Origin of the sequence: Streptomyces sp. NPDC008137, from assembly GCF_042957035.1 — a bacterium.
GTDB lineage: Bacteria > Actinomycetota > Actinomycetes > Streptomycetales > Streptomycetaceae > Streptomyces.
The window spans coordinates 127,343-151,664 of the sequence record NZ_JBIBHN010000019.1; the positions used below are offsets into that span (position 1 = coordinate 127,343).

Here is a 24,322-nt window from a genome sequence, read left to right on the forward strand (position 1 = left end):
AGGTCGAGACACAGCCCGCTCCGAGGGAGGTCAGCCATGCCCATCGCAACGGTGAACCCGGCGAACGGCGAGACGCTCAAGACGTACGAGGCCATGGGCGAGGAGGAGATCGAGCGTCGGCTCCAGCTCGCCGAGGCCACGTTCCGCACGTACCGGACGACGACGTTCGCCGAGCGCGCCCGGCTGCTGAACAAGGCCGCCGACCTCCTCGAAGAGGATCAGGACGACATCGCCCGCGTGATGACCACCGAGATGGGCAAACCGATCAAGCAGGCCCGGGCCGAGGCCGCGAAGTGCGCCAAGGCGATGCGCTGGTACGCCGAGCACGCCGAGGAACTGCTCGCCGACGAGGAACCCGCCGGCGCCGATGTGAAGGACTCGGGCGCCTCACGCGTCCGCGTGCGCTACCGGCCGCTGGGCCCGGTGCTCGCGGTGATGCCGTGGAACTTCCCGCTGTGGCAGGTGATCCGCTTCGCCGCGCCCGCGCTGATGGCGGGGAACGTGGGCCTGCTCAAGCACGCCTCGAACGTCCCGCAGACCGCCCTCTACCTGGAGGACCTGTTCCACCGGGCGGGCTTCACCGAGGGCGCTTTCCAGACCCTGCTGATCGGCTCCGGCGCGGTCGACGAGATCCTGCGCGACGAGCGGGTCAGGGCGGCCACCCTCACGGGCAGCGAACCGGCGGGCCGCGCGGTGGCCTCCACCGCAGGCGAGATGATCAAGAAGACGGTACTGGAGCTGGGCGGCAGCGACCCGTTCGTCGTCATGCCCTCCGCGGACATCGACCGGGCGGCGAAGGTCGCGGTGACCGCGCGGGTGCAGAACACCGGGCAGTCCTGCATCGCCGCGAAGCGCTTCATCGTGCACACGGATGTCTACGACGCCTTCGTCGAGCGTTTCGCCGAGGGCATGCGGGCGCTGAAGGTCGGCGACCCCACGGCCGAGGACACCGACGTCGGGCCGCTCTCCAGCGAGCAGGGACTGCGCGATGTGGAGGAACTGGTCGACGACGCGGTGCGCGGCGGCGCGGCGGTGGTGTGCGGTGGCGAACGGCCCGAGGGGCCCGGCTGGTACTACGCGCCGACGATCCTCGCCGGCATCACCCGCGAGATGCGCATCCACCGGGAGGAGGCGTTCGGCCCGGTCGCCACGCTGTACCGGGCGGCCGACCTCGACGAGGCCGTGCTGATCGCGAACGACTCACCCTTCGGGCTGAGTTCGAACGTGTGGACGCGGGACGAGGCCGAGGTGGACCGGTTCGTACGGGATCTGGAGGCGGGCGGTGTGTTCTTCAACGGGATGACGGCCTCCCATCCGGGGTTCCCGTTCGGCGGGGTGAAGCGGTCCGGGTACGGCCGTGAGCTGTCCGGGCACGGAATCCGGGAGTTCTGCAACATCACGACCGTTTGGCACGGTGCGTGAGTCTTGCGGGGCTACGATCCCGTCTGTGAACCGCGAAGTGACTCTGCCGTTGATCGTCGACGACCACGGGACCTTGCAGGTGGCTGCGGCGGATGTCAGCAAGCTGTTGCGGACGTTGGGGGGGCGGTGGGTGCGGTTGGTGGAGGCCGGGGAATCCGGGCTGGACGAGGATACTGTGGCGGCGTTGACGATCGAGCTTGCGAAGCTGGCCGATCGCATTGATGTGGCCTGTATCGCGCACAGCAGTGGGGGTGCGACCTGAGTCGGCGGCTGCGCGTTGTGTGTGGCTGGTCGCGCCCACGCGGCGGAGCCGCAAATCGATACAGCCCCGCGCCCCTAAGAGGCAAGCTCCTCCAAAGTCGACCAGAAGCTCGCCTCGTATTCCTGAAGCAGGCGCCCGTACCGGTGTGCTCGGGACGCGTCGAGGCTGCCGGTGTCCAGGCCCGCCTGTACCGCCGCCGCGGCCTTCTCGTCCAGTTCGGGTGACGGCTCCGCGAAGAAGTCGAAGAAGGCGCAGGCCTCGTCCGTGAAGCCGTACCGGGCCCGCAGGGCCTTGGCGATCGTCGCGCAATAGCCGCCCCATGCCGAGAAGTTGGCCGTCAGGGCCAGGACGACGTCCGCCGGTGAGCCGTTCAGGGAGAGCCAGGCGACGTACGCGGGGTAGGCCTGGCAGCCGGCCAGCGGTTCGTACGACGCCGCCGTCGCGCCGTCCACGCCGCACGCCTGCGCGAGCGGGGGCAGCAGTTCCTCCGCCAGTGCCTCGCCGTCCGCGAGGCTCCGGAAGAAGGCCGCGGCCTCGGGAGCGGTGACGAGGGAACGCTCGGCCAGATGGAGGAACGCGCGGCGGTCCGCGGGGATCACCCAGGACTGTTCCAGGGCGAGGGCGGCGAGGGTGTTGCGGGGGGCCGTGCCCTCGGCGATCCGGGGGACCAACGGGTTGGACCGCGGGTCCGGGGCGAGTCGGGTGGTGGTCGTCCGCAGCAGGTCCCGGGCCGTGCGCGTCATCGCGTCCTCCGTCGGTGGGTGTATCGGGACGGGTCTGCCCCGAGCCTGGCACGCGGTCCCCGAAATGGAGCAGTCCGACGCGAAGTCGGCGTCCCACCGGGTGATCGTGGGATGACCACCCTCTGAGGTGAACCACCTTCTGACCGGGAGGCGCAGGGCCTTCCGGGAGGCGAAAGCAGGCACGGTTCATGGCGACTTTGTGCAGACCCTCGGTGTCCGTCCCAGAGCACGTGATCACGATGGAGGAGACGCTTGAGCTGGCGCGGGAGCGCCACGCCGATCACCCCCAACTGCCGCTGGCCCTCCGGCTGATCGAGAACACCGGCGTACGCACGCGGCACATCGTCCAGCCCATCGAGGAGACCCTGAAACACCCCGGGTTCGAGGACCGCAACAAGCTCTACGAGGCCGAGGCGAAGGCACGGGTGCCCGCCGTCATCCAGGAGGCGCTCGACCACGCCGAGCTGCTCACCACCGACGTCGACGTGATCATCTACGTGTCGTGCACGGGCTTCATGATGCCCTCGCTCACGGCCTGGCTGATCAACGAGATGGGCTTCGACCCGACCACCCGGCAACTGCCCATAGCCCAGCTGGGCTGCGCGGCCGGCGGCGCGGCGATCAACCGGGCCCACGACTTCTGCACGGCCTACCCCGAGGCCAACGCGCTGATCGTGGCCTGCGAGTTCTGCTCGCTGTGCTACCAGCCCACCGACATCGGTGTCGGCTCGCTGCTGTCCAACGGTCTGTTCGGTGACGGTATCGCCGCCGCCGTGGTCCGCGGCCGGGGCGGCGAGGGCGTCAGCCTGGAGCGCAACGGCTCGTACCTGATCCCGAAGACCGAAGAGTGGATCATGTACGACGTACGGGCCACCGGCTTCCACTTCCTGCTCGACAAGCGGGTCCCGGCCACCATGGAGCCGCTCGCCCCGGCACTGAAGGAGCTGGCGGGAGACCACGGCTGGGACGCCTCCGAGCTGGACTTCTACATCGTTCACGCGGGCGGGCCCCGAATACTCGACGACCTCAGCACCTTCCTGAAGGTCGACCCGCACGCCTTCCGCTTCAGCCGGGCCACGCTCACCGAGTACGGCAACATCGCCAGCGGTGTCGTCCTGGACGCGCTGCGGCGGCTGTTCGAGGAGGGCGGCGCCCAGCACCGGGCACGCGGGCTGCTCGCCGGGTTCGGACCCGGCATCACCGCCGAGATGACCGTGGGCCGCTGGCACCGCGCGGACGAGACGATCTGAGATGAGCGAAGAGACGATCACGGAAACGCTGCCCCCGGTCCGGGACTGGCCCGCGCTCGACCTGTCCGGCGCGGACTTCGACCCGGTCCTGCGGCAGCTGATGGACGAGGGCCCGGTCACACGCATCAAGCTGCCCAACGGCGAGGGCTGGGCGTGGCTGGTCACCCGCTACGACGACACCCGGATGGTGACCAACGACCCGCGCTTCAGCCGCGAGGCTGTCATGGACCGGCAGGTCACCCGGCTCGCACCGCACTTCATCCCGGCCCGTGGTGCGGTCGGCTTCCTGGACCCGCCGGACCACACCCGGCTGCGCCGCAGCGTCGCCGCCGCGTTCACGGCGCGCGGGGTGGAGCGGGTGCGCGAGCGGTCCCGCCGCATGCTGGCGGAACTGGTCGAGGAGATGCTCCAGGACGGCCCGCCCGCCGACCTCACGGAGGCCGTGCTCGGTCCGTTCCCCATCGCGGTCATCTGCGAGCTGATGGGCGTGCCGGCCGCCGACCGGCACGACATGCACCGCTGGACCCAGCTGATCCTGTCCTCCTCGCACGGCGCCGAGGTCAGCGAGAAGGCCAAGCAGGAGATGAGCTCCTACTTCGCCGATCTGATCGGCGTGCGCGAGGGCAGCACGGGCGAGGACGTCGCGTCCCTGCTCGGCGCCGCTTTGGGCCGTGGCGAGATCACCCTGGAGGAGGCCGTGGGCCTCGCGGTGCTCCTCCAGATCGGCGGCGAGGCGGTCACCAACAACAGCGGCCAGATGTTCTACGTCCTGCTGACCCGGCCCGACCTGGCCGACCGGCTGCGCGCCGAGCCGGAGATCCGCCCCCAGGCCATCGACGAACTGCTGCGCTGGATCCCCCACCGCAACGCGGTCGGCCTGTCGCGGATCGCCCTGGAGGACGTGGAGATCAAGGGCGTGCGGATCCGGGCCGGCGACGCGATCTACGTGTCGTACCTGGCCGCGAACCGCGACCCCGACGTCTTCCCGGACCCGGAGACGATCGACTTCCTGCGCAGCCCCAACCCGCATGTGTCCTTCGGGTTCGGTCCGCACTACTGCCCGGGCGGCATGCTGGCCCGGCTGGAGTCGGAACTCCTGGTCGACGCGCTCCTCGACGGCGTTCCGGGCCTGCGGCTCGCCGTACCCGCCGAAGAGGTGCCCTTCAGGAAGGGCGCGTTGATCCGAGGTCCCGAGGCCCTGCCCGTGACGTGGTGAGCGGGCGATGACGGCGACGGAGGGACTGCTCGTGCCACCCGGCCACGGCCGGGTGGTGCAGGCCCCTGCCCAGCACGTCACCTTCAAGGTGACCGGCTCGCACTCGCGCATGGCCTCCACCTTCGAGGTGGTCGTGCCGCCGGGCTTCGACGTCGGCGCCCATGTGCACACCCGCAGCGAGGAGTTGTTCTACGTACTCGAAGGCGAGCTGGACGTCCTCGCCTTCGAGCCGCGCATCCGCACCCCCGACAACTGGCAGAAGTGGGAGTCCACTTCGGGCAACCGGGTGGTGCGCGCGACACCGGGAACGGTGATCGTCGTACCTCCGGGCTGCCCGCACGCGTTCGCCAACCCGACGGGCGAGCCCGCGAAGATGTTCTTCCAGGCGAGCCCGCCGCCGGATCACGAGCGGTACTTCGAGGAACTGCTGGAGATCCTGGGCGGCGAGGGCCCGCCGGACCACGCGGCGATCACGGAGTTGCGGGCGCGGTACGACATCGAGCAGCTGACGCCGCTCAGGCACGGTTAGCGGATGGGTGTGCCGGCCAGGGTGCGGGCGATGACCAGTCGCTGGATCTCGCTCGTGCCCTCGAAGATCGTGTAGATCGCGGCATCGCGGTGCATCCGCTCCACCGGGTACTCCCTGGTGTAGCCGTTGCCGCCCAGGATCTGGATCGCCTGGCCCGTGACCTTCTTGGCCGTCTCGCTCGCGAACAGCTTGGACATGGAGCCCTCGGCGGCGGTGAAGGGCTTGCCGTTGACGGCCATCCAGGAGGCGCGCCAGACGAGGAGCCGGGCGGCGTCGATGGAGGTGCGCATGTCGGCGAGCTGGAAGGCGACACCCTGGTTGTCGATGATCGGGCGGCCGAACTGCTCACGGGTCTTCGCGTAGTCGAGGGCGACCTCGTACGCGGCGCGAGCGGTACCGACCGCCATCGCGCCCACGGCCGGGCGGGACGCCTCGAACGTGGCCATCGCCGCGTTCTTCACGCGCTCCCCGCCCTGCTTGGCCTTCTCCCGCGCTCGGGCGAGCCGCTCGTCCAGCTTCTCCTTGCCGCCGAGCAGGCAGGAGCCGGGAACGCGCACGTTGTCCAGAATGACCTCGGCGGTGTGCGAGGCGCGGATGCCGTGCTTCTTGAACTTCTGCCCCTGGGCCAGACCCGGTGTGCCCGCCGGGACGATGAAGGACGCGTGCCCCTTGGAGCCGAGCTCCGGGTCGACCACCGCGACCACGACATGGACGTTGGCGATGCCGCCGTTGGTCGCCCAGGTCTTGGTGCCGTTGATCACCCACTCGTCCTTGGCCTCGTCGTACACGGCCCGCGTACGCATGGAGGCCACGTCGGAGCCGGCGTCCGGCTCGGAGGAGCAGAAGGCGGCGACCTTGACATCGTTCGCGTCACCGTACATCTGGGGGATCCAGGTGCCGATCTGCTCCTCGGTGCCGTTGGCGAGGACGCCGACGGCGGCGAGGCCGGTGCCGACGATGGACAGGGCGATGCCCGCGTCGCCCCAGAAGAGCTCCTCCATCGCCATCGGTATGCCGAGGCCGGTGGGGTCGAAGTACTGCTGGGCGTAGAAGTCCAGGGAGTAGATGCCGACCTTGGCGGCCTCCTGGATGACCGGCCAGGGAGTCTCCTCACGCTCGTCCCATTCGGCGGCCACGGGGCGGATCACATCGGCGGCGAAGCCGTGCAGCCAGTCCCGGACCTCCTTCTGTTCGTCGTTGAGCTCCATGGTGAACTCGGCCATGTCATCCCCTCCAGCGGCGGCACACGTGCATGTTACTTGCGGTAACACCATCCTGTTACCGGCGGGTAGTCGAAGTCAACTCCTACCGACCGGTCGGCACCCGTTCGATGTGCGGTGCATGCTTGGGTGTTAGTTTGCGCTGGCGTCATCGAATCAGCACGGGTGGGGAGAGCACATGGACACCACGCAGCGGACCGATCAGCAACGGTCCGCCGACCGCCGGCGGCGTGAGCTGCTGGAGGCCGCCGACCGGGTGGTGCTGCGCGACGGCCCGCAGGCCTCGATGAACGCGATCGCGGCCGAGGCCGGCATCACCAAGCCGATTCTGTACCGGCACTTCGGTGACAAGGGCGGACTTTACGCGGCCCTTGCCAAGCGGCACACGGACGCGTTGCTGGACTCTCTGCGGGCGGCGGTGGACGCGCCGGCGGACCGGCGGGAGCGGGTCGAGGCGACGCTGGACACGTACCTCACGGCGATCGAGCTGCGGCCTCAGGTGTACCGGTTCCTGATGCATCCGGCGGAGGGGAGCCAGCAGGGGGAGCAGGGGTTCGACGTCGGCGTGCACAGCGCGCCCCTGTTGCGGCGGATGGGTGAGGAGCTTGCCCAGGTCATCGAGGAGCGGCTGGATCTCGGGCCGGGCGGGCAGCAGCTGGCGCGGGTCTGGGGGCATGGGATTGTCGGCATGATGCATGCGGCCGGGGACTGGTGGCTGGGGGAACGGCCTTGTTCTCGGGCGGAGTTGGTGCGGAGTTTGGCGGACTTGCTGTGGGGGCGTCTCGCTGCGGCGGGGGATCGGGTCGGGGGTCCGGGGTTCTGACCGTTGTGGTTCGGCTGACTGCCGGTGGGGGTTGTTCGCGCCCACGCGGCGGAGCCGCATATTGAACACAGCCCCGCGCCCCTGAGGCAACGATGCTCAGGCCTTCCAAGGAGCCCGGGCCACTTGTCGCATCAGTTTGCGGTGTCGCCAGCCCTTGAGATGGTCCGCGTAGACGCGGCCTTCCAGGTGGTCGCACTCGTGTTGCAGGCAGCGGGCGAAGAAGCCCGTGCCGTGGACGGTGACCGGGGCTCCGGTCACCGTGAAACCCTCTACGACCGCGTGGTCGTATCGCTCCATGCCCGCTTCCAGGCCCGGCAGGGACAGGCAGCCCTCCGGGCCCCGGATCACCACTCCGTCGGCCTCGACCAGGCGCGGGTTGACCACATGGCCCAGGTGGCGGACGTCCTCGTCGTCCGGGCAGTCGTAGACGAAGACCCGCAGCGACTCGCCGATCTGGTTGGCGGCTAGGCCGACGCCCTGGGCGGCGTACATGGTCGCGAACAAGTCCTCGACGAGCCGGGCCAGTTCCGGGCCGAAGTCGGTGACCTCCGCGCAGGGGGTGTGCAGGAGCGGGTCGCCGTGCAGCGTGAGGGGTCTCACGCGGCCGTGGGCGCCGGGGATGGGGCTGTGTCGCATGGCGGCAAGAGTAAGGTCCTTGTCGGTCCGCGCCTCCCACACGAGTTCGCCACAGTGCCGCGGTTCGGGAGTGCTAATGGATCTCGATAGGCTGAGGTCCACACCACGTGGCCGTCAGGCTTCAAGGCGCGGCGCGTACGCAAGGAGGATCGAGAACTGATGGCAGGCAACTCGGACCCGCTCTCGCCGCGGGCCAAGCTGGCCGTGACCGCGGGCAAGGCGGTCGCAGCGGCATCCCGTGCCGCAGGACGCGGCAGCGGTTCGGTGATCGGCGGCCGGGTGGCTCTCCGGCTCGACCCCGACCTCCTCGCCACACTCGCGCAGAACCTGGACGTGATCCTGGTCTCGGCGACGAACGGCAAGACCACCACCACCCGGCTCATCGCCGAGGCCCTGCGGGCCGCCGGGCCGGTCGTCTCCAACGCGCTCGGCGCCAACATGCCGGCCGGCATCACCTCGGCGCTGGCGGGCAGCTCGGAGGCGCGGTACGGCGTGATCGAGGTCGACGAGAAGTACCTCGCCGGTGTCGCCCGGGACACCGCCCCGAAGTGCATCGCGCTGCTGAACCTCTCCCGCGACCAGCTCGACCGCGCCGCCGAGACCCGGATGCTCGCCGAGAACTGGCGGGAGGGGCTCGCGGGTTCCAAGGCCGTGGTCGTGGCCAACTGCGACGACCCGCTGGTGGTCTGGGCGGCGTCCTCCTCCCCCAATGTGATCTGGGTCGCCGCCGGGCAGATGTGGAAGGACGACGCCTGGTCCTGCCCGTCGTGCGGTGGCGTGATGCAGCGCCCGGGCGACGACTGGTTCTGCGGTGAGTGCGGCTTCCGCCGTCCGACGCCGAGCTGGGCGCTCTCCGGCGACCACGTCCTCGACCCGCACGGCTCGGCCTGGCCGATCCACCTCCAGCTCCCCGGCCGCGCCAACAAGGCCAACGCCGCCTCCTCGGCGGCCGTAGCCGCCGTGTTCGGGGTGCCGCCGCAGGTCGCGCTGGAGCGCATGTACCAGGTGCAGGCGGTGGCCGGACGGTACGACGTCGTCCAGTTCCAGGGCCGGGACCTCCGCCTCCTGCTCGCGAAGAACCCGGCCGGCTGGCTGGAGACGTTCTCGCTGATCGACCCGCCGCCGACCCCGGTGATCCTCTCCGTGAACGCGCGTGGCGCCGACGGCACCGACACCTCCTGGCTGTGGGACGTCGACTACACGCGGCTGACCGGCCACCCGATCTGCGTCGTCGGCGACCGGCGGCTGGACCTCGCGGTGCGGCTGGAGGTCGCGGACCAGCACTTCCAGGTCTACGAGAACCTCGACCAGGCCGTGGCGGCGTGCCCGCCGGGCCGGATCGAGGTCATCGCCAACTACACGGCGTTCCAGGACCTGCGCCGCCGCGTCGGCAACTGAGCACGAGACGTCAGGGGACTTTTGTGAGCGACAACCAACTGCGGGTCGTCTGGATCTATCCCGACCTGCTCAGCACCTACGGCGACCAGGGCAACGTCCTCGTCGTGGAGCGCCGGGCCGTCCAGCGGGGCCTGGACGTGGCCCGGCTGGACGTGCGCAGCGACCAGCCGATCCCGACCTCCGGCGACATCTACCTGATCGGCGGCGGCGAGGACCGTCCGCAGCGGCTCGCGGCCGAGCGGCTGCGCCGGGACGGCGGTCTGCAGCGGGCCGTGGAGAACGGCGCCATCGTGTTCTCCGTGTGCGCCGGCTACCAGATCCTCGGACACGAGTTCATCAACGACCTCGGCCAGCGCGAGCCCGGCCTCGGGCTGCTGGACGTGGTGTCGGTGCGCGGCGAGGGCGATCGGTGCGTCGGTGACGTGCTGGGCGACATCGACCCGCGCCTCGGCCTGCCCCCGCTGACCGGCTTCGAGAACCACCAGGGCGTCACCCACCTGGGCCCCACCGCCCGCCCGCTCGCCCAGGTGCGCTTCGGCAACGGCAACGGCACGGGCGACGGCACGGAGGGCGCGTACAACGACACCGTCTTCGGCACGTACATGCATGGCCCCGTGCTCGCGCGCAACCCGCTGATCGCGGATCTGCTGCTGAAGCTGGCGCTCGACGTCAACGCGCTGCCGCCGACCGACGACCGCTGGTACGAGGCACTGCGCGACGAGCGCATCGCGGCTGCTCAGCAGCCTGCCTGAGCGCTGCGTCGCAGCATGCCCGAGGTACGCGTCAACCTGCTGGTCAACAGCCCGTCTGACGGCACATCCGCACAGGTGAGCGGGGTAGTCCAGCAGGCGGACGCGCGGTTCGGTCCCGCCCCTTCCTGACGCTAGGGTGGCGGGAATTCGAGCCGGACAACGTGGTCCGGTCCCCGGCCCACGTTGAGAAGGTATTTCGGGCTATGCGTATTGGTGTCCTCACGTCCGGCGGCGACTGCCCCGGCCTGAACGCCGTCATCCGGTCCGTCGTACACCGCGCCGTCGTGGACCACGGCGACGAGGTCATCGGCTTCCGGGACGGCTGGAAGGGCCTCCTGGAGTGCGACTACCTCAAGCTCGACCTCGACGCGGTGGGTGGCATCCTCGCCCGCGGCGGCACGATTCTCGGGTCCTCCCGGGTCCAGCCCTCCCATCTGCGGGACGGTGTGGAGCGGGCCAAGGGCCATGTCGAGGAACTCGGCCTCGACGCGATCATCCCCATCGGCGGTGAGGGCACCCTCAAGGCCGCCCGGCTGATGTCCGACAGTGGTCTGCCCGTCGTGGGTGTGCCGAAGACCATCGACAACGACATCGCGGTCACGGACGTCACCTTCGGCTTCGACACGGCCGTCGGGGTGGCGACCGAGGCGCTGGACCGGCTGAAGACCACCGCCGAGTCCCACCAGCGGGTCCTGGTGGTCGAGGTCATGGGGCGGCACACCGGCTGGATCGCGCTGCACTCCGGCATGGCGGCCGGCGCGCACGCCATCGTCGTCCCCGAACGGCCCTTCGACATAGAGGAACTGACCCGGCGGGTCGGCGAGCGGTTCGAAGCGGGCAAGCGGTTCGCGATCGTCGTGGCCGCGGAGGGGGCGAAGCCCCGGGCCGGGACCATGGAGTTCGACGAGGGCGGCAAGGACATCTACGGGCACGAGCGGTTCGCCGGGATCGCGCGGCAGCTGTCCGTGGAGTTGGAGGGTCGGCTGGGGAAGGAAGCCCGGCCCGTCATTCTCGGGCATGTGCAGCGCGGTGGGACGCCGACCGCCTATGACCGGGTGCTCGCCACGCGGTTCGGGTGGCACGCGGTGGAGGCGGTGCATCGCGGGGAGTTCGGACAGATGACCGCGCTGCGAGGCACCGACATAGTGATGGTGTCGCTGGCCGAGGCTGTGAAGACGCTGAAGACCGTGCCGGATGAGCGGTACGCCGAGGCGGAGACTGTTCTCTGAGGTTGCCGTGGTCAGCCGGGTGCGGGTGGTCTTCGGCTGTTCGCGCAGTTCCCCGCGCCCCTGGAAACTTGCCCCCGGTCGATTGTGCGGCCGGGGGCGGTTCTACTCTTGTGGGCGGACGGATTGCTGCACACCCCCACGAAACAGGAGCCGGCGGAATGGATCACAGCGGGCACGGCATGACCATGGATCTGCCGCCGTTCACGCTGGGGCGAGGTCTTGAGTGGTCGGCCGACCCGTTCTTTCTCGTCGCCTGCCTGGTCGGGCTGGGGCTGTACGGGTGGGGTGTCGTGCGGCTGGTGCGGCGCGGCGACAAGTGGCCCGTGGGGCGGACGGTCGCCTTCGTCGTCGGCGTGCTGACCGTCGCGCTCATGATGTGCACCAAGCTGAACGACTACGGCATGGTCATGTTCAGCGTGCACATGGTGCAGCACATGGTGATCAGCATGGTGTCGCCGATCCTCGTCCTGCTCGGCGCCCCGATCACGCTGGCGCTGCGTGCGCTGCCGACGGCGGGCCGCGGGCGCAAGGGCCCTCGCGAGCTGCTGCTGATGTTCCTGCACAGCCGGTACATGCGGATCATCACGCACCCGGCGTTCACGATCCCGCTGTTCATCGCGAGCCTGTACGGGCTGTACTTCACGCCGCTCTTCGACACCCTGATGAGCTCCAAGCCGGGGCATATCGGGATGATGGTGCACTTCTTCGCGGTCGGGCTGGTGTTCTTCTGGCCGATCATGGGCGTGGACCCTGGGCCGCACCGCCCCGGCTACCTGATGCGGATGCTGGAGCTGTTCGCGGGCATGCCCTTCCACGCGTTCTTCGGGATCGCGCTGATGATGGCGTCCGAGCCGATGGTCGGGACGTTCAAGAACCCGCCCGCCTCGCTGGGCATCGAGGCGCTCGCTGACCAGAACGCGGCGGGGGGCATCGCCTGGGCGTTCAGTGAGATCCCGTCCGTGCTGGTGCTGATCGCCCTGCTGTTCCAGTGGTACGCCTCCGACCAGCGCCAGGCCAGGCGCAAGGACCGGGCCGCCGACCGGGACGGGGACAAGGAACTGGAGGCGTACAACGCCTATCTGGCCTCGTTGAACGCGCAGGGGCGCTGAAGCCGGCTCTCGCAAGGACCGTGCGCGCCGGGCGTCCGCCAGGCACCATGGAGGCATCGGACCACGAGGAGGGTGTTGCGATGCCCGGTTCCACGAACGGTTCAAACTCGACCAAGACCATGGGAGTGCTCACCCTGGGCGGTCTCGTCGCGGTGACGGCCTACACGGTGGCGCTCGGAAGCAACGGCTGGCTGTGGTTCGGCTGGGTCGTCCTGGGACTGATCACCCTCGGGCTGGTGGTCACCGGCCCCACACGCAGCACCTGACGGCTCACTCCCGGGTCAGCCGGCCCCCCGAGTGCACACCCGGCTGGTACTTCGGGACCCGGACGGTGATCTTCATACCCGCGCCCGGGGCGGTCTCGATGACGAGGCCGTAGTCGTCGCCGTAGACCTGGCGGAGCCGGTCGTCGACGTTGGAGAGCCCTATGCCGCCCGAGGGGCTGACCTCGCGGGCGAGGATGCGGCGCAGCAGGTCGGGGTCCATTCCGGCGCCGTCGTCCTCGATGACGACGAGCGCCTCGGCGCCCGCGTCCTGGGCCGTGATCTGGATACGGCATTTGTCGGCTTTGCCCTCAAGGCCGTGCTTCACGGCGTTCTCCACGAGCGGCTGGAGGCAGAGGAAGGGCAGGGCGACGGGCAGCACCTCCGGGGCGATCTGGAGGGTGACGGAGAGGCGGTCGCCGAACCGTGCCCGTACCAGCGCCAGGTAGTGGTCGATGGCGTGGAGCTCGTCGGCGAGGGCGGTGAAGTCGCCGTGCCTGCGGAACGAGTAGCGGGTGAAGTCGGCGAACTCCAGGAGCAGTTCGCGGGCGCGCTCGGGGTCGGTGCGGACGAACGAGGCGATCACCGCGAGCGAGTTGAAGATGAAGTGCGGGGAGATCTGGGCCCGCAGCGCCTTGATCTCGGCCTCGATGAGGCGGGTGCGGGACTGGTCCAGGTCGGCCAGCTCCAGCTGGACGGACACCCAGCGGGCCACCTCGCCGGCCGCCCGGACCAGGACCGCCGACTCGCGGGGCGCGCAGGCGACGAGGGCGCCGTGCACCCGGTCGTCGACGGTGAACGGGGCGACGACCGCCCAGCGCACCGAGCAGTCCAGGATGTCGCAGGTGAGCCGGAAGGCCTCGCCCCGGCCGGTGTCCAGGGCGCCCCCGAGGCGTTCCATGATCTCGGAGCGGTGGTGGGCGCCGTCGCCGTCCCAGACCAGGACCTGTTCGCGGTCCGTGAGGCAGAGGGCGTCCGTGCCGAGCAGGGAGCGCAGCTTGCGGGCGGACTTGCGGGCGGTCTCCTCGGTGAGGCCCGCCCGTAGCGGGGGCGCGGCGAGGGAGGCGGTGTGCAGGGTCTCGAAGGTGGCGTGCTCGACGGGGGTGCCGAGGCCACCGAGGCTCTTGGCCCCCCGTGCGGTGCGCCGGCCCAGCCAGACCCCGGCGGCCAGCACCGGGAGCACGGCGACGCACAGCCCCGCCAGGAATCCGCTCATGGTGTCTTCACCTCCGTGCGCAGTTCCTCGGGCAGGTGGAAGCGGGCCAGGACGGCCGCCGTACCCGGGGGCACCCGGCCGGGGGTGGCCAGGGAGACCAGGATCATGGTGAGGAAGCTCAGCGGCACCGACCACAGGGCGGGCCAGGCGAGCAGGGCGTGCAGGGCGCCCGTGCCCGGGTAGCCCGCCATGGTCGCGGCGACGGCGAGCAGGGCGGAGCCGCCGCCGACCAGCATGCCCGCGGCCGCGCCGGGCGGGGTCAGCCGCCGCCACCAGATGCCGAGGACAAGCAGCGGGCAGAACGAGGAGGCGGACACGGCGAAGGCGAGCCCGACGGCGTCGGCGACCGGGAGCCCGCCGACGAGGACGCTCGCCGCGAGGGGCACGGCCATGGCGAGGACCGTGCCGAGCCGGAAGTGCCGTACGCCCCGGGACGGCAGGACGTCCTGGGTGAGCACGCCCGCGACCGCCATGGCCAGCCCCGAGGCCGTGGACAGGAAGGCGGCGAAGGCGCCGCCCGCCACCAGCGCGCCCAGCAGGTCCCCGCCCACTCCCCCGATCATGCGGTCGGGCAGCAGCAGCACGGCGGCGTCCGGGTCTCCGGTGAGGGTGAGTTCGGGGGCGTAGAGGCGGCCGAGCGCGCCGTAGACGGGCGGCAGGAGGTAGAAGGCGCCGATCAGGCCGAGGACCACGACGGTGGTGCGGCGGGCGGCGACGCCGTGCGGGCTGGTGTAGAAGCGGACCACGACGTGCGGCAGGCCCATGGTGCCGAGGAACGTGGCGAGGATCAGCCCGTACGTGGCGTACAGCGGGCGTTCCTCGCGGCCCTCGTCCTGCGAGGGCGACAGGTCGCCGCCGCCGCCGCGCTCGGCCGCGGGGACGGTCGCCCCCGCGGCGAAGGTGAGCCGGGTGCCGCGTTCGATGTGGTGGGTGCCGGCGGGGATTTCGAGGCGGGTGTCGGTGTGCCCCCGGCCGTCCACGGTGCCGGTCACCGTGACGGTCAGCGGCCGGTCGAGCGTGAGGGCGATGCTGTCGTCCACGCGGACCACGCGCTGTTCGCGGAAGGTGGCCGGTTCGTCGAAGGCGTGGCGCGGGGCTCCGTCGTGCTGCCAGGCGAGGACCAGGAAGAGGGCGGGGACGAGCAGGGCGGTGAGTTTCAGCCAGTACTGGAAGGCCTGCACGAAGGTGATGCTGCGCATGCCGCCGGCGGCGACGGTGGCGGTCACGACGACGGCAACGATCACTCCGCCGAGCCAGTCGGGCGCCCCGGTCAGCACGGTCAGGGTCAGTCCGGCGCCCTGGAGCTGGGGCAGCAGGTACAGCCAGCCGACGCCGACGACGAAGGCACCGGCGAGCCTCCGCACCGCCTGGGAGGCGAGGCGGGCCTCGGCGAAGTCGGGGAGGGTGTAGGCGCCGGAACGGCGCAGCGGGGCGGCGACGAAGAGCAGCAGGACCAGATAGCCGGCGGTGTAGCCGACCGGGTACCAGAGCATCTCGGGGCCCTGGACCAGGACGAGGCCGGCGATGCCGAGGAAGGAGGCGGCGGAGAGGTACTCGCCGCTGATGGCGGCGGCGTTGAGGCGGGGGCCGACGGTGCGGGAGGCGACGTAGAAGTCGGAGGTGGTGCGGGAGATGCGCAGGCCGAAGGCGCCGACCAGGACCGTCGCGACGACGACCAGGGCGACGGCGGGTATGGCGTAGCTGGAGTTCATGTCTGCGGCTTCAGCGGTTTCAGCGGTCTTCGACGAGGCGTACGAAGTCGCGTTCGTTGCGCTCGGCGCGGCGGACGTACCAGCGGGCGAGCAGGACGAGCGGGGCGTAGAGGCCGAAGCCGAGGACGGCCCATTCGAGGCGGCCGGTGCCGGGTGTCGCGGCGAACAGCAGCGGCAGCGGGCCTACGAGCAGCCCGAGGATCGCGAACACGGTGAGGGCGGCGCGCAGTTGGGTGCGCATCAGGGAGCGGACGTAGGTGTGGCCGAGGGTGGTCTGCTCGTCGATCTCGGTGCGCGGGCGGTAGTAGCCGGAGGCCTGGGGGTACCTCCCGCGCGAGCGAAGCCGAGCGTGGGGGACGGTGCGGCGGGGCGGGGCGGTGACGGTGACGCGGCGTTCGGTGTGGTCCTGGGGCACGGTCACGGCCTCCGCATGAGCAGGTCGCGCAGTTCGCGCGTGTGGCGCCGGCTGACCTGGAGTTCCTCGGAGCCGACGAGAACGCTGACGGTGCCCGCGTCGAGGCGGAGTTCACCGATGTGGCGCAGGGCGACGAGGTGCCGGCGGTGGATGCGGACGAAGCCGCGGGAGCGCCAGCGCTCCTCCAGGGCGGACAGCGGGATGCGGACCAGATGGCTGCCCTTGCCGGTGTGCAGCCGGGCGTAGTCGCCCTGGGCCTCGACGTGGGTGATGTCGTCGACGGCGACGAAGCGGGTCACGCCGCCGAGCTCGACGGGCAGGTGGTCGGGGTCGGGTTCGTGCACGGGTATCGGCGGGGCGGCGCCGCGCAGCTCGGCGGCGCGCCGGACGGCCTCGGCGAGGCGTTCCTTGCGGACCGGCTTGAGGACGTAGTCGACGGCCTTGAGGTCGAAGGCCTGGACGGCGAAGTCCTCGTGTGCGGTGACGAACACGACGAGCGGGGGCCGGGCGAAGCCGGTGAGCAGCCGGGCCAGGTCGAGGCCGTCGAGGCCGGGCATCTGGATGTCGAGGAAGACGACATCGATCGCCTCGGGGCCGCCGGGGCCGGACTCCAGGGCGCGGTTGATGCGGCGCAGCGCCTCGGTGGCGTCGCCGGCGCCCTCCGCGCTGTCGATGCGGGGGTCCGCCCGCAGCAGGTAGAGCAGTTCCTCCAGCGAGGGGCGTTCGTCGTCGACAGCCAGGGCGCGCAGCATGAACCCGGAGTGTAGGGGCGATCCGTATGTCTTGGACATGTGCTGGGGGTGCGCGTTCCCGCTGGATACAGTGCCCGCATGAACAGCAGGTCCACGCCGTTCGACGAACTCGACCGGAAGATCATCACCGCGTTGATGGCGAACGCCAGGACATCCTTCGCCGAGATCGGCACGGCGATCGGGCTGTCGGCCACGGCGGTGAAGCGCCGGGTCGACCGGCTGCGTGAAACGGGTGTGATCACCGGTTTCACGGCCACGGTGAAGCCGTCGGCGCTGGGCTGGCGCACGGAGGCCTACGTCGAGGTGTACTGCGAGGGCGCGGCCCCGCCGCGGCGGCTCGCGGAGGTCGTGCGCGACTACCCGGAGATCACGGCGGCGATGACCGTGACCGGCGGCGCGGACGCGCTGCTGCATGTGCGAGCGCGGGACGTGGAGCACTTCGAGGAGGTGCTGGAGCGGATCCGCCAGGAGCCGTTCATCCGGAAGACGATCAGCGTGATGGTGCTGTCGCATCTGCTTCCGGAGAGTCCGGAGGCGGGGGCCAGCCATCCGGCGCCGGAATAGCCTCAGAGCCCGCGCAGCAGACGTGCGCTGAGCTGCCTCAAGACGCAGCGTTCCTGCGTGAAGACGCAACTGATGTTTCTTGTGGACCGCCTCCGTCAGTTCCTACCTTGGTGTCAACCCTCAGTCACACACCGTTAGGAAGCGGAGGTACCCCTCTGTGCCCGACTCCCGTGTGTCGCGTCGGCGGCGCTACCTGGTCTGCGAACCCAGACACTTCGCCGTGCAGTACGCGATCAACCCCTGGATGCATCCCGACGAACCCGTCGATGTCATCCGCGCCCTGGACCAATGGCAGTCGCTGGTGGACGCCTATCGCGTCCACGGCCATACCGTGGACAGTGTGAAACCCGTTCCCGGCCTGCCCGACATGGTCTTCGCCGCGAACGCGGCGGTCGTCGTCGGCGGCCGCGTCTTCGGCTCGCTCTTCCGTGCGCCCGAACGCCGTCCCGAGTCCGTGCCGTACGAGGCGTGGTTCAAGTCGGAGGGCTACGACGTCTACCACCCCGAGTCGGTGTGCGAGGGCGAGGGCGACCTGGTGCCCGCCGGGCGCTGGATCCTGGCCGGGACGGGTTTCCGTACCACCCGGGAGGCCCACAGCGAGGTGCAGGAGTACCTGGGGGTGCCGGTGATCAGCCTGACGCTGGTGGATCCGTACTTCTACCACTTGGACACGGCGCTGTTCGTCCTCGATGACGGGCACGACGGGAACATCGCCTACTACCCCGAGGCGTTCTCGCCGGGCAGCCGCGAGGTGCTGGCCCGGCTGTACCCGGACGCGGTGCTCGCCACCCGCGAGGACGCGATGGCGTTCGGGCTCAACTCCGTCTCCGACGGGCGCCACGTGTTCATCTCACCGGGGGCGACGGCCCTGGCCGGGCAGCTCGCCGACCGTGGCTACGTCCCCGTCCCCGTCGACCTGTCCGAGTTCCAGAAGGCCGGTGGCGGCATCAAGTGCTGCACCCAGGAGATCCGGGAGATCCGTTCATGACCGCACCCGTCCGCACCGAGGGCTCGTCGAAGGCCCGTGGCTCGCAGGAACTCATCCGCGCGGAGGAGCCGGTCCTCGCCCACAACTACCATCCGCTGCCCGTGGTCGTCGCCCGCGCCGAGGGCACCTGGGTGGAGGACGTGGAGGGGCGGCGCTACCTCGACCTGCTGGCCGGCTACTCGGCGCTCAACTTCGGCCACCGGCATCCGGCGCTGATCGAGGCGGCCCACCGCCAGCTCGACCGGCTGACGCTCACCTCGCGCGCCTTCCACAACGACCGGCTCGCCGAGTTCGCCGAGCGGCTGGCCGCGCTGACGGGCCTGGACATGGTGCTGCCCATGAACACCGGCGCGGAGGCGGTGGAGAGCGCGGTGAAGGTGGCCCGCAAGTGGGCCTACGACGTCAAGGGCGTGCCGGACGGCAAGGCGACGATCGTGGTCGCCGCGGACAACTTCCACGGCCGTACGACGACAATCGTCAGCTTCTCCACGGACGAGACGGCGCGGCAGGGCTTCGGTCCCTTCACGCCGGGCTTCCGGGTCGTGCCGTACAACGACCTGGCCGCGCTGGAGGCGGCCGTCGACGAGACGACGGCAGCCGTGCTGATCGAGCCGATCCAGGGCGAGGCGGGCGTGATCATCCCGGACGACGGCTACCTGGCCGGCGTGCGCGAGCTGACCCGGCGACAGGGGTGCCTGTTCATCGCCGACGAGATCCAGTCCGGGCTCGGCCGTACCGGCGGCACGCTGGCGGTCGAGCACGAGTCGGTGGTGCCGGACATGGTGCTGCTGGGGAAGGCGCTGGGCGGCGGCATCGTGCCGGTGTCGGCGGTGGTGGCGCGCCGGGAGGTCCTCGGGGTGCTGCGGCCGGGCGAGCACGGCTCGACCTTCGGCGGCAACCCGCTGGCGGCCGCGGTCGGCACGGCGGTGGTCGGGCTGCTGGAGACGGGCGAGTTCCAGCGCCGCGCGGCCGAGCTGGGCACGACCCTGCGGGACGGGCTGACCGAACTGGTCGGCAAGGGCGTCGTCGGGTTCCGCTCGCGCGGCCTGTGGGCGGGTGTCGACATCGACCCGTCCCTCGGCACCGGGCGCGAGGTCAGCGAACGCCTCATGCGGGAGGGCGTCCTGGTCAAGGACACCCACGGCTCCACGATCCGCCTGGCACCGCCGCTCACGATCACGGGAGAGGAACTCGCCGGGGCACTCGCGGCGCTGGAGAAGGTGCTGGGGTAGGGCGGCGCCACAGCCCGCCCGCGGCCGCCCCCGACCGGACCTGCACAAGCCGCCCCCGTAGGCGGGAAGGGTGAAGATGGGGGCAAGAGGTGGTAGACCACTCTCAGCGACAGAGAGGTCGGCCGTGGGCCCACACGAGGAGTACGGGTTTGCCCGGCGGCGGTTCGACGTGGCCGACGCCGTACCCCTGCTGCTCGATCCGCAGGGCATGGTGACGGGCTGGACCGACGACGCCCGGCGATTGCTGGCATACCCGGCTGCCGAGGCGGTCGGCAGGAAGCTGTCCGATCTGCTGGCCGCCGAGGACGCGGAACGCGTGCCCGACCTGGTCGAGCGCTGCCGCAGGGACGGCGGCTGGGCGGGGCTGCTGACGGCCCGCCGCAAGAACGGGCAGCCGGTGCGGGTCATGGCCCGGATCACCTCGACCGAGGAGACGCACGGCGGCTCGCGCTGGCTGGTGCTCCTGTCGGAGCTGGGCCAGGCCCCGGGCTGGGACATGAGCCGTACGGTGCTGGAACGGATGGTGTCCGACGCTTCCGTGGGCATCGCCATCGTCGACACCGACCTGCGGTTCGTGTGGTCCAACGCCGCCCTGGAGCAGTTCGGCGGCGGACCGGCACAGCGACGGCTCGGGCTGCGCTTCGCGGACGTCCAGCCGGGCATGAACGCCCAGGCGGTCGAGGAGCAGATGCGGCACGTCCTGGAGACCGGCGAGTCGGTCGTCGGGTACGAGCACGTGGGCCAGGTGCGGTCGGCGCCGCTGCGGGAGACGGCGCACATGCTGTCGTTCACCCGGCTCGAGGACGACCGGGGCCACCCGCTGGGCGTGTACTACACGGTCGTGGACATGACCGAGCGGCACCGCGCGCGGCAGCGGCTGGCGCTCCTCGACCGGGCCGGCGAGAGCATCGGCCGCAGCCTGGACATCACGCGCACCGCGCAGGAGCTGGCCGACGTGGCCGTGCCGGGAGTGGCGGACTTCGTCACCGTGGATCTGCTGGAGGCGGTGCTGCGGGGCGCCGAGCCGGCTCCCGGGCCGCTCGCGGACACGGATCCGGTGGCGCTGCGCCGGGCCGGCCAGCGCTCCGCGCAGGACGACCTCCCGCAGGGCGCCCTGAAGGTCGGTGACGTCGCGACCTATCTGGCCGGGTCGCCCCCGGTCCGCTGCCTGACCACGGGTCGCTCCTGGCGTACGGAGCGGCTCGACCCGGTGACCCGGGAGTGGGCCACGGACCTCCCGGACGGCCGCCGGACCGTCACCTTCCTGGAGCTGGACCTGTACAGCGTGATGACCGTGCCGATCCGGTCGCGGGGCACCACCCTGGGCGTCACCACCTTCTTCCGGCGCCACCGCCGGGAACCCTTCGACGAGGAGGATCTGCACCTGGCCGAGGACCTCGTCGCCCGCGCGGCCGTCTGCCTGGACAACGCCCGGCGCTACACCCGCGAGCGCAACGCGGCCCTCGTCCTGCAGCGCAGTCTGCTCCCCCACCGGCTGCCCGAGCAGGACGCCGTCGAGGTGGCCGCGTGCTACCGGCCGGCCGACGAGCTGACCGGCCTGGGCGGGGACTGGTACGACCTCATCCCGCTGTCCGGCGGCCGCGTCGCGCTGGTCGTGGGCGAGGTGCCCGGGCACGGCATCGACGCCGCCGCGGCCATGGGGCAGCTGCGGACCGCCGTACGGACCCTGGCCGCGCTGGATCTGCCGCCCGAGGAGGTGCTGGCGCACCTCGACGACCTGGTGGCGCGGTCGGCGCGGGAGGAGGGCGTCGAACCGGGCACGGCGGGCGCCGACGGCGCGCGGCCGTCGTCCGTGGGTTCCGGATGCCTGTACGTGGTCTACGACCCGGTCGACGGCGGCTGCACGATGGCGGCCGCGGGCCACCCCGCCCCGGCCGTGGTCGCGCCCGACCGCACGGTCACGTTCGTCGATCTCCCGCAGGGGCCGCCGCTCGGCGTGGGCGGTCCGCCCTTCGAGGCGGTCGAGCTGTCCCTCGCGGAGGACAGCACCCTCGCCCTGCACACCGACGGGCTGCTGGCCCGGGGGGAGACCACCTGGGCCGTCGACGCCGGCCGGGAGCGGCTGCGCAGGGCGCTGGAACAGGCGGGTCCGCTCGAGTCGCACTGCCTGACCGTGGTCGACGCCCTGGTCCCGGCACGCCCGTACGACGACGTGGCCCTGCTGATGGCCCGGACGAAACGGCTCGGCACCGAGCAGGTCGCGGCCTGGGACCTGCCCTCCGACCCGGCCGTCGTCGCCGACGCCCGCCGCACGGCCACCCGGCAGCTGGCGCACTGGGGCCTGGACGAGCTGGTCTTCACCACGGAACTGGTGGTGAGCGAGCTGGTCACCAACGCCATCCGGTATGCCACCGGCTCGATCCGGCTCCGGCTGATCCGGGAGCGGGCCCTGGTCTGCGAGGTCTTCGACGGCGGTGCCACCGCGCCCCATCTGCGCCATCCCCGTACGACGGACGAGGGCGGGCGCGGGCTGCTGCTGGTCTCCCAGCTGACCCAGCACTGGGGCACCCGGTTCGTCCCCGACGGGAAGATCATCTGGGCGGAGCAGTCGCTGACTGGCCTCACGGAGTGATGCCCCGCCCGGATGAGGTCATACCGTGTGAAAATGGTGTGACCTCGGCATTGGTGAGGCGACCATGACGGATTCGGCGATCGACTACGCGGCGGTGTTCCAGGCCCTTCCCGGCATGGTGGCGCTGCTGACGCCGGAGCTGGTGTACGCCGACGTCAACGAGGAGTTCGTGCGCGTGTCCGGCCGCTCCCGCGAGCAGCTGATCGGCCGGTATCTGTTCGACGTCTTCCCCGACAACCCCAACGACCCGGCCGCTACGGGCATGCGCAACCTGGAGGCCTCGCTGTACCGGGTCCTGGCGACCGGGGAGCGCGACACCATGGCCCTGCAGCGCTATGACGTCCAGGATCCCGAACGGCCCGGGGAGTGGGACGAGCGCTACTGGAGTCCGGTGAACGCGCCGTTGCTCGGTCCCGACGGCAAGGTGATGCTGATCCTGCACCGCGTCGAGGAGGTCACGGAGCTGATCCGGGCCCGGGGCCGCTCCGGGGGGAGCCGGAACAGCCGGGCCAGGGTCCTGGAGGCCGAGCTGTACACCCGCGCCCGCGAGCTGCAGGAGCTCAACGAACGGCTGCGCCAGGCGCACTCGCGGGAGCGGGAGGTGGCGCTGGCCCTGCAGGAGGCGATGCTTCCGGCGCCCCGGCAGGTCGGCCTCCAACGGGCCGCCGTCCGGTACCGGCCCGCGGTGGGTGCGCTCAACGTGTGCGGGGACTGGTACGACCTGGTCGATCTGGTGGGCGGCGACCGTATCGGGGTGGCCGTGGGCGACGTGGTCGGGCACGGACTGGCGGCCGCCGGTGTCATGGGCCAGCTGCGCAGTGCGCTCAGCGCGGCCTCCCGGGTCGCCGAGGGGCCGGCCCAGGCCCTGGACGTGCTGGGGCGATACGCCCACGTGATCGACGGGGCCGAGTCGGCGACCGCCGTGACGACCTTCATCGACTGCGCGCGGCACGTCATCACGTACAGCAGCGCCGGCCATCCCCCGCCGGTGCTGGTCCACTCCGACGGCCGCACGGAGTTCCTCGACCAGGCCACGGACACGCCGCTCGACGCCCGCCCCGACCCGATCCCGAGACCTCAGGCCGAGACCACGTTCGCGCCGGGCGCCACGCTCGTGCTCTACACCGACGGCTTGATCGAACGCCGTCGGGAGGACATCGACACGGGCTTGTACCGGCTCGCCGACGCCCTGCGCGAGCACCGGGACCAGGACCCCGAGACCCTCGCCGACACCGTCCTGCTGGATCTGCTGCCGCCCGGCGGCGCCACCGACGACACCGCCCTGGTCATCGTGCGGCTGTGACCGGGGCCTGTCGCCCTACAGCCGGTTCCGCCCGTGATCGAGGAGCCGGACCCGGTCCACGTTCTGCCGGTCCTCGGTGTCGCCGCTGGGCTCGCCGGCGAACCACGCGTCGAGGATCTCCGTGAGCAGCGGCTCGGACGTCAGCCGCAGGCTGAGCGCGAGGACGTTGGCGTCGTTCCAGCGGCGGGCCCCGTCGGCCGTGTAGGCGTCCGTGCACAGGGCGGCCCGTACGCCGGGCACCTTGTTCGCCGCGATCGAGGCGCCCGTGCCGGTCCAGCAGCACACCACGGCCTGGTCGGCCGTCCCGTCGGCGACCTCACGGGCCGCGGCCTCGGAGCACACGGCCCACTGCGGGTCGCTCCCGGAGCGCAGCGCGCCGTGCGGGCGCACCTCGTGCCCCCGGCCTCGCAACGCGGCCACGAGGGCGCGGGCGACGGGCTCGTCCATGTCCGAGGAAACAGAGATCCGCATGCTGCGCAGACTACTCGCCGGGGCCGCAAGAACCAGCGGTTGGCCAGGCACCCGACGCAACCCGGCCATGCCACCCGTTCGGCTTGCCGATCACCCGTACGGCCGAGCACGCTGGTCCCGCGGCCCTCCCCAGCCGCATGAGCACCACCGGACACCCGACCCGCCTGACTGACCGTCAGTCAATTGGTGAAGGATCGACGAGGTCCCGCCGTACGAGGTGCCCG

Annotated in this window: 23 protein-coding genes and 1 pseudogene; 16 read left to right on the forward strand and 8 right to left on the reverse strand. The window is 71.2% G+C overall.

The window, feature by feature from the left end:
* The first annotated feature begins 36 nt into the window (after positions 1–36).
* Together ACFZBT_RS26785 and ACFZBT_RS26790 are read left to right on the forward strand one after the other, a co-directional pair.
* Positions 37–1,422, forward strand: a complete 1,386-nt coding sequence (locus tag ACFZBT_RS26785; protein WP_391108201.1) for an NADP-dependent succinic semialdehyde dehydrogenase — start codon at positions 37–39, stop codon at positions 1,420–1,422.
* Between the two features lie 25 nt (positions 1,423–1,447).
* Positions 1,448–1,684, forward strand: coding sequence for a DUF6213 family protein (locus ACFZBT_RS26790; protein ID WP_215122895.1), 237 nt, complete (start codon positions 1,448–1,450; stop codon positions 1,682–1,684).
* A 74-nt stretch (positions 1,685–1,758) separates the two neighbouring features.
* On the opposite strand, the gene ACFZBT_RS26795 is transcribed toward ACFZBT_RS26790, so the two are convergent.
* Positions 1,759–2,427, reverse strand: a complete 669-nt coding sequence (locus ACFZBT_RS26795; RefSeq protein ID WP_391108205.1) for a transcriptional regulator — start codon at positions 2,425–2,427, stop codon at positions 1,759–1,761.
* 179 nt (positions 2,428–2,606) lie between these two features.
* Between ACFZBT_RS26795 and ACFZBT_RS26800 the strand changes: the two are divergent.
* The 3 genes and pseudogenes from ACFZBT_RS26800 to ACFZBT_RS26810 form a co-directional block, all read left to right on the forward strand.
* Positions 2,607–3,677 (forward strand): annotated as a pseudogene (locus ACFZBT_RS26800) (type III polyketide synthase); the annotation flags it as partial.
* A gap of 1 nt (position 3,678) precedes the next feature.
* Positions 3,679–4,893: a cytochrome P450 gene (locus tag ACFZBT_RS26805; RefSeq protein WP_391108208.1), complete on the forward strand. Its 1,215-nt coding sequence runs from the start codon at positions 3,679–3,681 to the stop codon at positions 4,891–4,893.
* A gap of 7 nt (positions 4,894–4,900) precedes the next feature.
* A complete protein-coding gene (locus ACFZBT_RS26810) occupies positions 4,901–5,422 on the forward strand; it encodes a cupin domain-containing protein (protein WP_391108211.1) in 522 nt (173 codons plus the stop codon).
* Here ACFZBT_RS26810 and ACFZBT_RS26815 read toward each other — a convergent pair.
* Positions 5,419–6,645, reverse strand: coding sequence for an acyl-CoA dehydrogenase family protein (locus ACFZBT_RS26815; RefSeq protein WP_391108214.1), 1,227 nt, complete (start codon positions 6,643–6,645; stop codon positions 5,419–5,421). The genes ACFZBT_RS26810 and ACFZBT_RS26815 overlap by 4 nt on opposite strands.
* A gap of 175 nt (positions 6,646–6,820) precedes the next feature.
* On the opposite strand from ACFZBT_RS26815, the gene ACFZBT_RS26820 reads away from it, so the two are divergent.
* Entirely contained in the window at positions 6,821–7,465 is a 645-nt protein-coding gene (locus tag ACFZBT_RS26820; RefSeq protein ID WP_391108217.1) for a TetR family transcriptional regulator, read from the forward strand.
* A 96-nt stretch (positions 7,466–7,561) separates the two neighbouring features.
* On the opposite strand, the gene def is transcribed toward ACFZBT_RS26820, so the two are convergent.
* Positions 7,562–8,101, reverse strand: a complete 540-nt coding sequence (gene def, locus ACFZBT_RS26825) for a peptide deformylase (RefSeq protein WP_391108219.1) — start codon at positions 8,099–8,101, stop codon at positions 7,562–7,564.
* Between the two features lie 159 nt (positions 8,102–8,260).
* Here def and ACFZBT_RS26830 point away from each other — a divergent pair, with 159 nt between their 5' ends.
* The 5 genes from ACFZBT_RS26830 (at position 8,261) to ACFZBT_RS26850 (ending at position 12,855) form a co-directional block, all read left to right on the forward strand.
* On the forward strand, positions 8,261–9,499 hold the full coding sequence (locus ACFZBT_RS26830) for a MurT ligase domain-containing protein (protein ID WP_359895058.1): 1,239 nt from the start codon (positions 8,261–8,263) through the stop codon (positions 9,497–9,499).
* A 23-nt stretch (positions 9,500–9,522) separates the two neighbouring features.
* Complete coding sequence (locus ACFZBT_RS26835; protein WP_391108223.1) at positions 9,523–10,251, forward strand: type 1 glutamine amidotransferase; 729 nt, start codon at positions 9,523–9,525, stop codon at positions 10,249–10,251.
* Positions 10,252–10,454: 203 nt separating this feature from the next.
* Positions 10,455–11,480: a 6-phosphofructokinase gene (locus tag ACFZBT_RS26840; protein ID WP_358562284.1), complete on the forward strand. Its 1,026-nt coding sequence runs from the start codon at positions 10,455–10,457 to the stop codon at positions 11,478–11,480.
* Between the two features lie 158 nt (positions 11,481–11,638).
* The gene (locus ACFZBT_RS26845) at positions 11,639–12,589 is read left to right on the forward strand and encodes a cytochrome c oxidase assembly protein (protein WP_391108227.1); all 951 of its coding nucleotides are present in this window, start codon (positions 11,639–11,641) and stop codon (positions 12,587–12,589) included.
* An 80-nt stretch (positions 12,590–12,669) separates the two neighbouring features.
* Positions 12,670–12,855, forward strand: coding sequence for a hypothetical protein (locus ACFZBT_RS26850; RefSeq protein WP_391108230.1), 186 nt, complete (start codon positions 12,670–12,672; stop codon positions 12,853–12,855).
* A 4-nt stretch (positions 12,856–12,859) separates the two neighbouring features.
* Here ACFZBT_RS26850 and ACFZBT_RS26855 read toward each other — a convergent pair whose 3' ends face one another.
* The 4 genes from ACFZBT_RS26855 to ACFZBT_RS26870 are packed head-to-tail and all read right to left on the reverse strand — an operon-like array spanning position 12,860 to position 16,947.
* Positions 12,860–14,068 (reverse strand): histidine kinase, encoded by a 1,209-nt coding sequence (locus ACFZBT_RS26855; RefSeq protein ID WP_391108233.1) that lies wholly within the window; start codon positions 14,066–14,068, stop codon positions 12,860–12,862.
* The gene (locus ACFZBT_RS26860) at positions 14,065–15,780 is read right to left on the reverse strand and encodes a cation acetate symporter (protein WP_391108235.1); all 1,716 of its coding nucleotides are present in this window, start codon (positions 15,778–15,780) and stop codon (positions 14,065–14,067) included. The genes ACFZBT_RS26855 and ACFZBT_RS26860 overlap by 4 nt, the downstream gene beginning before the upstream one ends.
* A 19-nt stretch (positions 15,781–15,799) precedes the next feature.
* Positions 15,800–16,195, reverse strand: a complete 396-nt coding sequence (locus tag ACFZBT_RS26865; RefSeq protein WP_391108315.1) for a hypothetical protein — start codon at positions 16,193–16,195, stop codon at positions 15,800–15,802.
* Positions 16,196–16,197: 2 nt separating this feature from the next.
* Positions 16,198–16,947, reverse strand: a complete 750-nt coding sequence (locus tag ACFZBT_RS26870; RefSeq protein ID WP_391108238.1) for a LytTR family transcriptional regulator DNA-binding domain-containing protein — start codon at positions 16,945–16,947, stop codon at positions 16,198–16,200.
* 78 nt (positions 16,948–17,025) lie between these two features.
* On the opposite strand from ACFZBT_RS26870, the gene ACFZBT_RS26875 reads away from it, so the two are divergent.
* From ACFZBT_RS26875 to ACFZBT_RS26895, 5 genes are all read left to right on the forward strand, one after another.
* A complete protein-coding gene (locus ACFZBT_RS26875; protein WP_184599229.1) occupies positions 17,026–17,511 on the forward strand; it encodes an Lrp/AsnC family transcriptional regulator in 486 nt (161 codons plus the stop codon).
* Positions 17,512–17,668: 157 nt separating this feature from the next.
* Complete coding sequence (gene ddaH, locus ACFZBT_RS26880; RefSeq protein WP_391108241.1) at positions 17,669–18,499, forward strand: dimethylargininase; 831 nt, start codon at positions 17,669–17,671, stop codon at positions 18,497–18,499.
* A complete protein-coding gene (gene rocD / locus ACFZBT_RS26885; RefSeq protein ID WP_391108244.1) occupies positions 18,496–19,731 on the forward strand; it encodes an ornithine--oxo-acid transaminase in 1,236 nt (411 codons plus the stop codon). Before ddaH ends, rocD begins: the two co-directional genes overlap by 4 nt.
* A gap of 124 nt (positions 19,732–19,855) precedes the next feature.
* Entirely contained in the window at positions 19,856–22,324 is a 2,469-nt protein-coding gene (locus tag ACFZBT_RS26890) for a SpoIIE family protein phosphatase (protein ID WP_391108247.1), read from the forward strand.
* 64 nt (positions 22,325–22,388) lie between these two features.
* Complete coding sequence (locus ACFZBT_RS26895) at positions 22,389–23,627, forward strand: SpoIIE family protein phosphatase (protein ID WP_391108251.1); 1,239 nt, start codon at positions 22,389–22,391, stop codon at positions 23,625–23,627.
* Positions 23,628–23,642: 15 nt separating this feature from the next.
* Here ACFZBT_RS26895 and ACFZBT_RS26900 read toward each other — a convergent pair whose 3' ends face one another.
* The gene (locus tag ACFZBT_RS26900) at positions 23,643–24,098 is read right to left on the reverse strand and encodes an RpiB/LacA/LacB family sugar-phosphate isomerase (RefSeq protein WP_391108254.1); all 456 of its coding nucleotides are present in this window, start codon (positions 24,096–24,098) and stop codon (positions 23,643–23,645) included.
* Positions 24,099–24,322: the final 224 nt, after the last annotated feature.

What these genes read in the sequence shown, in the direction of transcription:
- ACFZBT_RS26795 (WP_391108205.1), bottom strand. Translation starts at nt 2,427, where the DNA reads ATGACGCGCACGGCCCGGGACCTGCTGCGGACGACCACCACCCGACTC.
- ACFZBT_RS26810 (WP_391108211.1), top strand. Translation starts at nt 4,901, where the DNA reads ATGACGGCGACGGAGGGACTGCTCGTGCCACCCGGCCACGGCCGGGTG.
- ACFZBT_RS26900 (WP_391108254.1), bottom strand. Translation starts at nt 24,098, where the DNA reads ATGCGGATCTCTGTTTCCTCGGACATGGACGAGCCCGTCGCCCGCGCC.
- ACFZBT_RS26870 (WP_391108238.1), bottom strand. Translation starts at nt 16,947, where the DNA reads ATGCTGCGCGCCCTGGCTGTCGACGACGAACGCCCCTCGCTGGAGGAA.
- ACFZBT_RS26820 (WP_391108217.1), top strand. Translation starts at nt 6,821, where the DNA reads ATGGACACCACGCAGCGGACCGATCAGCAACGGTCCGCCGACCGCCGG.
- ACFZBT_RS26815 (WP_391108214.1), bottom strand. Translation starts at nt 6,645, where the DNA reads ATGGCCGAGTTCACCATGGAGCTCAACGACGAACAGAAGGAGGTCCGG.
- rocD (WP_391108244.1), top strand. Translation starts at nt 18,496, where the DNA reads ATGACCGCACCCGTCCGCACCGAGGGCTCGTCGAAGGCCCGTGGCTCG.
- ACFZBT_RS26895 (WP_391108251.1), top strand. Translation starts at nt 22,389, where the DNA reads ATGACGGATTCGGCGATCGACTACGCGGCGGTGTTCCAGGCCCTTCCC.
- ACFZBT_RS26845 (WP_391108227.1), top strand. Translation starts at nt 11,639, where the DNA reads ATGGATCACAGCGGGCACGGCATGACCATGGATCTGCCGCCGTTCACG.
- def (WP_391108219.1), bottom strand. Translation starts at nt 8,101, where the DNA reads ATGCGACACAGCCCCATCCCCGGCGCCCACGGCCGCGTGAGACCCCTC.
- ACFZBT_RS26830 (WP_359895058.1), top strand. Translation starts at nt 8,261, where the DNA reads ATGGCAGGCAACTCGGACCCGCTCTCGCCGCGGGCCAAGCTGGCCGTG.
- ACFZBT_RS26875 (WP_184599229.1), top strand. Translation starts at nt 17,026, where the DNA reads ATGAACAGCAGGTCCACGCCGTTCGACGAACTCGACCGGAAGATCATC.
- ACFZBT_RS26850 (WP_391108230.1), top strand. Translation starts at nt 12,670, where the DNA reads ATGCCCGGTTCCACGAACGGTTCAAACTCGACCAAGACCATGGGAGTG.
- ACFZBT_RS26840 (WP_358562284.1), top strand. Translation starts at nt 10,455, where the DNA reads ATGCGTATTGGTGTCCTCACGTCCGGCGGCGACTGCCCCGGCCTGAAC.
- ACFZBT_RS26785 (WP_391108201.1), top strand. Translation starts at nt 37, where the DNA reads ATGCCCATCGCAACGGTGAACCCGGCGAACGGCGAGACGCTCAAGACG.
- ACFZBT_RS26805 (WP_391108208.1), top strand. Translation starts at nt 3,679, where the DNA reads ATGAGCGAAGAGACGATCACGGAAACGCTGCCCCCGGTCCGGGACTGG.
- ACFZBT_RS26860 (WP_391108235.1), bottom strand. Translation starts at nt 15,780, where the DNA reads ATGAACTCCAGCTACGCCATACCCGCCGTCGCCCTGGTCGTCGTCGCG.
- ACFZBT_RS26855 (WP_391108233.1), bottom strand. Translation starts at nt 14,068, where the DNA reads ATGAGCGGATTCCTGGCGGGGCTGTGCGTCGCCGTGCTCCCGGTGCTG.